Here is an 8651-nt window from a genome sequence, read left to right as displayed (position 1 = left end):
ACGCGACCGCTCGCGGCCGCGTTGGTTACGCCCTCGCCGTCGCCGCGCGGCCCACCGCCGAGGCGAAGCACGCCGCATGGAACGCCGTGATCGAGTCGGAGTCGCTCTCGAACGAGCTTCTCGGCGCCACCGTCGAGGGGTTCTCGCTCGGCCCGGACTCGCTGCGCGCGGCCTATAGGGAGCGCTACTTCGCGTTGCTCGAGCGGGTCTGGGGCGAGCGGTCCAACGAGATCGCGAGCCGGATCGTGCGGGGCCTCTTCCCGTCCGATGAGTCGCTAGGCACCGGGGAGGCTCCCGAGGAGAACGCCCTCCTGCTCCGCACGGACTCTTGGCACGCTGCGCATGCCGCTGCTCCGGCGGCACTCCGCAGGATCGTCACCGAGCAGCGCGACCACCTGCGCCGGGCGCTGGCGGCTCAGGCGAGGTCACAGCGAGGCTAGGGCACCCGGTGCAGCCACGCGTGCGTGGCAAACTTCGACGCCGCGAGCTCGCGCGCCGCCCCGAGTGACGCAGCGGAAAGCACGGTGCGGCGGGCGCCGTAGCGGTGCTCGAACGTGGCCATCATCTCCTCGATGATCGCCGAGCGGGCGAGACCCGTCTGCCGCTTGAGCGGGTCCACGCGCTTCTGCGCGCTCGAAATGCCCTTGTCCGAGATCTTCTCGCGGCCGATCCGCAGCACCTCGGTCATCTTGGCGGCGTCGAAGTCGTAGCTCATGGTCACGTGGTGGAGCATCGCCCCGTTGCCGAAGCGCTTCTGCGCGGCGCCTCCGATCTTGCCGGCATCCGTCGCGATGTCGTTGAGCGGCTTGTAGAACGCCTTGACGCCCACCGAGGAGAGCGCCTCCATGACCCACGCGTCAAGGAACGGGTACGAGTCCGCGAACGAGAGGCCGTCGACGAGGGACGTCGGAAGGTACAGCGAGTACGTGATGCAGTTCCCGGCCTCCATGAACATCGCCCCGCCCCCGCTCACGCGGCGCACGACCGTGATCCCGTGGCGCGCGACGCCGTCGGGATCGACCTCGTTCCGGTACGACTGGAAGGTCCCGATCACGACCGACGGCTCGTCCCAGTCCCACAGCCGGAGCGTGGGATTACGGCGGCCCTCCCCGACCTCGCGCGTGAGGACCTCGTCGAGTGCGACCTGCTCCGTGATGTGCAGGGGCTGTGGCGGGATGATCTCCCAGTCATGGTCGGCCCACGTCGTCGCGTGGCCGAGCGCGCGGCGCACCGCGACCGCAACGGACTCGGGGTCGAAGCCGAACATGACCGTTCCCGGCCCGGCCGCTTCCGCGACGGCCGCGCTGATCGTGGCGTTCGGCGAATCCGTTGAGAGACCCACTAGGGCCCCGTTGATGTCGGCGAGGGCCTCGTCCGGCTCGAGGAAGAAGTCCCCATTGATGCTCGCCCACGTGATCGCGCCGCTCTCCGTCGCGAGGTCCGCGACGACGAGCTTGCCGCCCGGAACCTTGTATTCGCCGTGATGTTCAGCCACGGCACCAAGCCTAGTCCCGCCGTCGGACGCGCTCGGGCCGAGGGTCCAGGCGTGCGAAAAAGCAAAGGCGCCGCCCCGTGGGGGACGGCGCCTTGCTGGCGGCAGGAGGCCTTAGGCCTTCTTGCCGAAGTTCTTGAAGCGCGCGTTGAAGCGCTCGACGCGGCCAGCCGAGTCCATGATGCGCTGCTTGCCCGTGTAGAACGGGTGCGACTCGGAGGAGATTTCGACGTCGATGACCGGGTAGGTGTTGCCGTCCTCCCACTCGATGGTCTTGTCCGAGGAGACGGTGGAGCGCGTCAGGAACTTGACGCCAGAAGCGAGGTCGTTGAAGACAACAGCCTCGTACTTCGGGTGGATGTCAGACTTCACAATGGGCCCTTTGCTTACGCCCCTGGATTTTGCCAGAGGCCAGGTGTGAACGTCCTCCCGGTTGGAGGACCAGCTATAAATCCTAGCACGACGGCGGCGCCTCCTCCCGCGGGCGGGCGCGGCTGCGTGGGCCCGAGCTCACCGCGCGCGCAGCTCCCAGAACGCGACAGCGCTCGCCGCGGCGACGTTGAGCGAGTCGACGCCAGCGCGCATCGGGATCTTCACGGCGAGGTCGACGGCGTCGAGCGTCTCCGGGAGGATGCCCGCGCCTTCGGTGCCGAGGACGAGCGCGAGCCGCTCGACGTCCCGCGCCGCGAGGGCGTCGACGTCCACGGCGTCCTCGGTCAACTCCATGGCGGCGACGGTGAAGCCAAGATCGCGCAGCGTCCCGACGCCCGCGGGCCACTCGTCGAGGCGGGCCCACGGCACCTGGAACACCGTGCCCATGCTCACACGGATGCTGCGGCGGTACAGCGGATCCCCACACCTCGGCGTGACGAGCACGGCGTCGACGCCGAGGGCAGCGGCCGAACGGAAGATCGCGCCAACGTTCGTGTGGTCGGTGATGTCTTCGAGCACGGCAACGCGACGGGCGTCGGCCAGGAGCGACTCGACGGGGACGGGCGCCGGCCGGTGCATCGCCGCCATCGCGCCGCGATGGAGGTGGAAGCCCGTGATCTCCTCGAGAAGCTCGGGCGAACCGACGAACGCGGGGACGTCCGGGTGGGCCTCGAGGACGTCGCCGAGGCCCTCGAGCCACTTGTCGGCGAGGAAGAACGAGCGCGGACGGTGTCCCGCCGCGAGCGCTCGCCGCAGCACCCGCGAGGATTCGGCGATGTAGAGGCCCTCGGCCGGCTCGCGGACCTTGCGGAGGTGGACGTCGGTGAGATGCGTGTAGTCGGCGACGCGCGGATCGTCGGCGCCGTCGATCCGCACCGCGCTCACGCGGCCACAAGCTTCCCGATCATGTTGACGAGAGCAACCACGCCGAGGATCACGATGACGACGCGCAGCACGGTGGGCGACATGCGGCGCCCGATGCCCGCGCCGAGGAACCCGCCGAGCAGGGAGCCGACGGCGATGAGGAGGACGACGAGCCAGTTGATGCGGTCGAACGCGAGGAGCAGATACGAGACGGCCGCGATGAGGTTCACGACGAGACTCAGGATCACCTTGATGGCGTTGGACTGCTGGAGCGTCCCGTGGAAGAAGATCCCGAGGACCCCCATGAGCAGAACGCCCTGCGCGGCCGTGAAGTATCCGCCGTAAACGCCGATCAGGAATGTGAGGACGTAGAGGACCATCGGGAGCTTCTGGTGGTCCGCCTGTTCCGGGGTCACATGCGTGAGAGCTTGGCGCTGCTTGGCCCACGCAGAGAGGCGGGGCTGGAAGATCACGAGGAGGATCGCGACGACGATGAGGATCGGGGCGACGTAGCCGAACACGCTCTCAGGCAGGTGCAGGAGCAGGTACGCGCCGAGCAGGCCACCGAGAAACGAGACGGGCAGGAGCCGCAGGAGCGTGCGCCGCGCGCTCGCCGCCTCGCGCCGGTAGCCCCACGCACCGGAGAAGCCTCCGGCCACGAGGCCCATCGCGTTCGAGATGATCGAATTGACGGGCGGGAAACCCAGCGAGACGAGGATCGGGAACGTCACGAGTGACCCCGAGCCGACGATCGTGTTGATCGTTCCGGCCCAGAGGCCGCCGATGAAGACGAGAAGCTCGCGCCAGAACTCCACGATCAGACTGCGGCGGCCGCGGTGGCCCGACGCACCGCGGTGTACCGGCCGCCGTTGGCCGTCACGTCGAGCGGCATGCCGAACGTCTCGCTCAGGTTCTCCTCCGTCAGGACGCTCGTGATCTCGCCCTGCGCCACGACCTTTCCGTCCCGCAGAAGGAGCGCGTGCGTGAAGCCCGGCGGGACCTCCTCGAGGTGGTGCGTGACGAGCACGAGGGCGGGCGCGACGTCGTCCTGGGCCAGCTCGCTGAGCTTGTACACGAGCTCCTCGCGGCCGCCGAGGTCGAGGCCGGCCCCGGGCTCGTCGAGAAGGAGCAGCTCGGGGTCCGTCATGAGCGCCCTGGCGATCTGCACGCGCTTGCGCTCGCCCTCGCTGAGCGTCGAGAAGACTCGGCCGAGCAGCGGCCCCATGCCCCACTCGTTGAGGAGGCGGAACGCGCGGCGCTCGTCGTCCTTCTCATAGAGCTCGCGCCAGCGGCCCGTGACGCCGTAGGCCGCAGTGACCACGACGTTGAGCACCTTCTCATGCTCGGGAATATGGTTCGCAAGGGCCGCGGAGGCGAGTCCGATGCGCGGCCGCAGCTCGAAGACGTCGACCTTGCCGAGCGTCTCGTCGAGGACGCCGACGGTTCCCCTCGTTGGGTGCATGCGGGCCGCCGCGAGCTGGAGGAGCGTGGTCTTGCCGGCGCCGTTGGGGCCGAGCACAACCCAGCGCTCCCCTTCGCGCACCTGCCAGTCGATGCCGTCGAGCAGCGTCTTGGCGCCGCGGACCACGCTGACGCCAGTCAGCTGGAGAACATTGCTCATGAAGAAGACCCTATTGCAGACTTCCGCCGTCGGCGAACTGCATCCGGCCTCGGTAGAATCGCGGCTATGCCATCCCGCTTCGCCCTCGTTCTCTCTGCCCGCGCGCTTTCCCCAGAGGCGGGCGTCGCCGCGGCGACGCTCCTCGCACGGGTGGGCGCCGTCGTCGGGCCTTTCGAGGCGGCGGGCGACGCGCGGTACGAAGTTCTGACGGCCAGCGTCGAGCTTGACTCGGCGCGCCTTGGCGACGCACGCGAGGCGCTCGCGGGCCTCGCTGAGGCCGATGCCGCGCTTGTGCCGGCAGGCGTGCGCGAAGCCGAGCGGAAGTTCCTCATCATGGACGTCGACTCGACGCTCATCCAACAGGAGGTCATCGAGCTGCTCGCCGAGCACGCGGGGAAGCGCGCCGAGGTCGCGGCCGTCACGGAGGCGGCGATGCGCGGCGAACTCGATTTCGCCCAGAGCCTCCACGCCCGAGTCCAGACGCTCGCGGGGCTGCCGGTCGAGGTGATCGACCACGTCCGCGACGCCGTGCTCCTCACGCCGGGCGCCGAGGAGCTCGTCAAGGCGTATCACGCGGCGGGGCACGCCGTCGCCGTCGTCTCGGGCGGCTTCAACCAGATCCTCGCGCCGCTCGCCGAGCGCTTGGGCTTGGACTATTGGCGCGCGAACGAACTCGAGATTGTCGACGGCGTCCTGACCGGGCGGGTAATTGGCGACGTCGTGGATCGGGCCGTCAAGGAGCAGAGCCTTCGGGCGTGGGCCGCCGAGCGCGGCGTGGAGCTCGAGGCGTGCGTCGCCGTGGGCGACGGCGCGAACGATCTCGACATGCTCGGGGCTGCGGGGCTGGGCGTCGCGTTCCATGCGAAGCCGGCCGTGCGCGCCGTGGCCGACGCCGCTGTCGAACTCCCGTACCTCGACGTGATCCGGTACTTCGCGGGAGTCTGAGGCGCGACAGGACCCCACAACGTTGCGGGGTCCCGTCCCTGGGGTTGCGGGTCCTTGGCGGGACCTTGCGGGTCTCTGGTCAGCCGGTGAAGTGCTCCGCGCCGCCCACCAACTCGGTGTGGCCGGTCGGGACATCGGCGGTGACCATCTTCGCGACCTCGGCCGCGAACTCGTCGACCGAGTACAGCTTCCCGGCGGCCTCGCGGCGCGACTCGATCGCCCCGGGAGCAGCGCGCTCCAGAAGCGTCGCCGTGATGGTGCCCTCGATCATGTCGCCCGAGACGACCACGAACGTGATCCCCTTCTCCTCAAGCCACGGGATGAGCTCGCGCAGCGCGACTTCGCCGGCCCGCTTGGACCGGGCCACGGGCTCGTAGGCGTCCATCGTGGGCATCGAGTCGATGAAGTGTGCCTGATGGCTCGTGACGAACACCACGCGCGCGCCCGGCTTCATGCGCTCGGCCGCGGCCTTGAGCATGCTGACCTGGGCGTCGCGGTTGAGCCGCAACGCGTAGTCCTCGCCGAGGCCGCTCTCCATGCCGCCGGATGCGTTCAGGACGAGGACGTCGAGCGAACCGAAGCTGTCGAGCGCCGCCTGGGCGAGGGCATCGACGTCGTCCGCGTTGGTGAGGTCGCCGCCCACGGCGACCGCGCGGCCGCCCGCGGCCTCGATCTCCGCGACGACCTTGTTCGCGCGCGGCGCCTTCTGCCGGTAGTTGATGACGACGGCGGCGCCCTCCCCCGCGAGGATCTTGGCCGTCGACGCGCCGATGCCGCGCGACGAACCGGTGACGATCGCCGTCTTGCCTGCGAGCGACGCTCCCGGCGCCGTTCCCTGCTCAGTCATGTGAGTTCCTTCCGTCGTGAAGTTGTTAGTGGGCTCAGTGGCCCATGCCGAGGCCGCCGTCGACCGGGATGACCGCGCCGGAGATGTAGGCGGCCTCGTCGCTCGCGATCCACCGCACCACCTCGGCCACCTCCTCGGGCTCGGCGAACCGGCCCGCGGGAACGCGCGAGAGGTAGTCCTTCTGCGTGTCCTCGGGCAGCTCGGCGGTCATGTCCGTCTTGATGAAGCCCGGCGCGACCACGTTCGCCGTGATCCCGCGCGAACCGAGCTCGCGGGTGAGCGACCGCGCGAGGCCCACCAGGCCCGCCTTCGACGCCGAGTAGTTGATCTGCCCCGGCGCGCCGTAGAGCCCGGAGACTGAGGAGATGAGCACCACGCGGCCCTTGCGAAGGCGGATCATGCCCTTCGACGCGCGCTTCACCACGCGGAACGCGCCCGTGAGGTTCGTGTCGAGGACGGACGTGAAGTCGGCCTCGCTCATGCGCAGGAGGAGGGTGTCCTTCGTGATGCCCGCGTTGGCGACGAGGACCTCGACCGGACCGTGCGCGGCCTCGACCTCGCTGAAGGCCCGATCGACGGACGCCTCGTCCGTGACGTCCGCCTGGACGCCGAGGATCCCCTCAGGCAGTTCGGACGCAGTGCGGTACGTGACCGCGACCTTGTCGCCGTTGGCCGCGAATTCCTTCGCGATCGCGAGGCCGATGCCGCGGTTGCCTCCGGTGATGAGGACGCTGCGCGGGGTATGGGCTTCCGTGCTCACGGTGCTCCTTCAGGGTCGTGGTCGGGCCGAAGCGGTCGGAGCGCGGGCACCGCGTCCGACTGCCGCTGTCTGTCGAGAATCCTAGCCGCCGGTGCGCCGCGCCGCCGCCTACCGCGCGTCAAGCACGCCGCTGGCGCCTTCCAGATTCGCCCGGCCGGGACGCCGGTGGGACAATGGATCGACTGGGAGAGTGATGGAAAGACTGACGAACGGAGCCGACCAGGAGCCTGAGGAGGATCGAACCTCCGAGGACCCTGAGGTCCACAGCATCACGACGGCTGCCCCGGGCCACAGCGAGGACATGCACAAGCGCATGGTCCGCTACGCGACGGCGATGGGCATCCGCATGGTGTGCATCATCCTGCTGTTCGTGGTGGACGGCTGGTTCAAGCTGCTCGCCGCGATCGGCGCCGTGTTCCTTCCGTGGGTCGCGGTGGTGATCGCGAACGCCCAGACCAAGGCCGACTCCGAAAGCGATTCGCTCATCGACGCACCTCCCGTGGCCGAGCTCGAGGGCGGCCTCGCCGCGTCCGGCGACGGCGAGGTGCTGCCCGGCGAGATCGTGGACAACGCGGACGACGACGATGCGGCCTCGGCGGTTAGCGGCGACGACGCGGGGCGCGCCTCTCGGGACGAGGGCAGCGACGCTGACGAGCAACAGGGCACTCGCCGCGAGCAGGACAACGAAAAGAGGAGCGCGTGAGTCTTCTGGGAATGCTGCCCGGAGACGAGCCCGAGGCGGCCGTCTGCTCGCGCAAGGGCTGCCGAGCCGCCGCCACGTGGGAACTCCTCTGGAACAACCCCAGGATCCACACGCCGGAGCGCCGCAAGATCTGGCTCGCGTGTGACGAGCACCGCGACTGGCTCGAGGACTATCTCACGACGCGCTCGCTCTGGCGCGAGACCGTGCCGCACGCCCAGCCCGCCGCGAATGAGGGGCACTGACGTGTATCGCTTCCTCTTTTCGCGCCGTTGGCTGACCTATCTGGGCCTCGCCATCCTGTTCGCGGTCGCGTGTGTCCTCCTGAGCCGCTGGCAGATGTCTCGGCTGGACGAGGCCCAGGCCGTCATCAACCTCGTGAATCGGAACTACGACGCCGCCCCAGTGCCGTTCGCCAAGGCCTCCGATCAGTTCACGCACCTCGCGAGCGATCACGAGTGGGAGCAGGTGAGCCTTCACGGCTCCTATCAGGTCGGGGACACTCGCGTGGTCCGCAACCGTCCGCTCAACGGCCAACCCGGTTACGAGGTCGTGATCCCGTTCCGGCTCGATTCGGGGCAGACGGTGATCGTGGACCGCGGCTGGCTCCCGATCGGCAATCAGGAGCAGGGCCGTCCCGACTCCGTCCCGGCCCCGCCCTCTGGCGAGGTGACCGTCGTCGTCCGTCTGCGCCCGAGCGAGCCAAACCTCGATCGGGGCGCCCCGTCGGGCCAGCTCGCATCCATCGATCTGTCGACATACGCCGGACAGGTCGCGTACCCGATCCTGACTGGCTCGTACGGCCTCATGGCGAGCGAGACGCCCGCCGCGGCAACGACTCCGACCGCGCTCCCCAAGCCGCAGCCCGACGACGGGACCCACCTTTCCTACGCCCTGCAGTGGCTTGCGTTCGGGGTACTCATGTTCATCGGTTTCGGGTACGCCGCGCGCCAGCAGGCTCGGAACCGGGCGATCGACGCCGCCGCTGAA

12 protein-coding genes are annotated in these 8651 nt (G+C 69.4%); 5 read left to right on the top strand and 7 right to left on the bottom strand.

Going from position 1 to position 8651, the window contains the following annotated elements; genetic code table 11:
- Window positions 1-440: ERAP1-like C-terminal domain-containing protein (locus tag ACLN58_RS13895; protein ID WP_415855849.1), on the top strand; the 440-nt coding region annotated here is incomplete at its 5' end.
- Here the strand turns inward: ACLN58_RS13895 and ACLN58_RS13890 are convergent.
- The 5 genes from ACLN58_RS13890 to ACLN58_RS13870 form a co-directional block, all read right to left on the bottom strand.
- A complete protein-coding gene (locus ACLN58_RS13890; protein ID WP_415855848.1) occupies window positions 437-1495 on the bottom strand; it encodes a biotin/lipoate A/B protein ligase family protein in 1059 nt (352 codons plus the stop codon). The two genes, ACLN58_RS13895 and ACLN58_RS13890, sit on opposite strands and share 4 nt — an antisense overlap.
- Before the next feature lie 111 nt (window positions 1496-1606).
- A complete protein-coding gene (locus ACLN58_RS13885) occupies window positions 1607-1864 on the bottom strand; it encodes a type B 50S ribosomal protein L31 (protein ID WP_415855847.1) in 258 nt (85 codons plus the stop codon).
- A gap of 138 nt (window positions 1865-2002) precedes the next feature.
- Window positions 2003-2809, bottom strand: a complete 807-nt coding sequence (locus ACLN58_RS13880; protein ID WP_415855846.1) for a TrmH family RNA methyltransferase — start codon at window positions 2807-2809, stop codon at window positions 2003-2005.
- A complete protein-coding gene (locus ACLN58_RS13875; RefSeq protein ID WP_415855845.1) occupies window positions 2806-3603 on the bottom strand; it encodes a sulfite exporter TauE/SafE family protein in 798 nt (265 codons plus the stop codon). Before ACLN58_RS13875 ends, ACLN58_RS13880 begins: the two co-directional genes overlap by 4 nt.
- Before the next feature lie 2 nt (window positions 3604-3605).
- Window positions 3606-4409, bottom strand: a complete 804-nt coding sequence (locus ACLN58_RS13870; protein ID WP_415855844.1) for an ABC transporter ATP-binding protein — start codon at window positions 4407-4409, stop codon at window positions 3606-3608.
- 66 nt (window positions 4410-4475) lie between these two features.
- Here ACLN58_RS13870 and serB point away from each other — a divergent pair, with 66 nt between their 5' ends.
- Complete coding sequence (gene serB / locus ACLN58_RS13865; RefSeq protein ID WP_415855843.1) at window positions 4476-5354, top strand: phosphoserine phosphatase SerB; 879 nt, start codon at window positions 4476-4478, stop codon at window positions 5352-5354.
- A 79-nt stretch (window positions 5355-5433) separates the two neighbouring features.
- Here serB and ACLN58_RS13860 read toward each other — a convergent pair whose 3' ends face one another.
- Window positions 5434-6201 carry an SDR family oxidoreductase gene (locus tag ACLN58_RS13860; RefSeq protein ID WP_415855842.1) on the bottom strand — a complete coding sequence of 256 codons (768 nt, stop codon included), beginning with the start codon at window positions 6199-6201 and terminating at the stop codon, window positions 5434-5436.
- Window positions 6202-6235: 34 nt separating this feature from the next.
- Window positions 6236-6961, bottom strand: coding sequence for a beta-ketoacyl-ACP reductase (locus ACLN58_RS13855; protein ID WP_415855841.1), 726 nt, complete (start codon window positions 6959-6961; stop codon window positions 6236-6238).
- A gap of 193 nt (window positions 6962-7154) precedes the next feature.
- On the opposite strand from ACLN58_RS13855, the gene ACLN58_RS13850 reads away from it, so the two are divergent.
- From ACLN58_RS13850 to ACLN58_RS13840, 3 genes are all read left to right on the top strand, one after another.
- The gene (locus ACLN58_RS13850; RefSeq protein ID WP_415855852.1) at window positions 7155-7664 is read left to right on the top strand and encodes a DUF3099 domain-containing protein; all 510 of its coding nucleotides are present in this window, start codon (window positions 7155-7157) and stop codon (window positions 7662-7664) included.
- 11 nt (window positions 7665-7675) lie between these two features.
- Entirely contained in the window at window positions 7676-7906 is a 231-nt protein-coding gene (locus tag ACLN58_RS13845) for a hypothetical protein (RefSeq protein ID WP_415855851.1), read from the top strand.
- A gap of 1 nt (window position 7907) precedes the next feature.
- The coding region (locus ACLN58_RS13840) for an SURF1 family protein (RefSeq protein ID WP_415855850.1) at window positions 7908-8651 on the top strand (744 nt) is incomplete at its 3' end.

This window comes from Sinomonas sp. G460-2 (assembly GCF_047759905.1).
GTDB lineage: Bacteria > Actinomycetota > Actinomycetes > Actinomycetales > Micrococcaceae > Sinomonas.
The sequence above is the reverse complement of the archived record's forward strand: the minus strand, read 5'-3'. Positions and strand labels throughout refer to the sequence as shown.

Excerpts from the sequence above, each read along its gene's own strand:
- ACLN58_RS13845 (WP_415855851.1), top strand. The coding sequence starts at position 7,676 with ATGCTGCCCGGAGACGAGCCCGAGGCGGCCGTCTGCTCGCGCAAGGGC.
- ACLN58_RS13860 (WP_415855842.1), bottom strand. The coding sequence starts at position 6,201 with ATGACTGAGCAGGGAACGGCGCCGGGAGCGTCGCTCGCAGGCAAGACG.
- serB (WP_415855843.1), top strand. The coding sequence starts at position 4,476 with ATGCCATCCCGCTTCGCCCTCGTTCTCTCTGCCCGCGCGCTTTCCCCA.
- ACLN58_RS13870 (WP_415855844.1), bottom strand. The coding sequence starts at position 4,409 with ATGAGCAATGTTCTCCAGCTGACTGGCGTCAGCGTGGTCCGCGGCGCC.
- ACLN58_RS13850 (WP_415855852.1), top strand. The coding sequence starts at position 7,155 with ATGGAAAGACTGACGAACGGAGCCGACCAGGAGCCTGAGGAGGATCGA.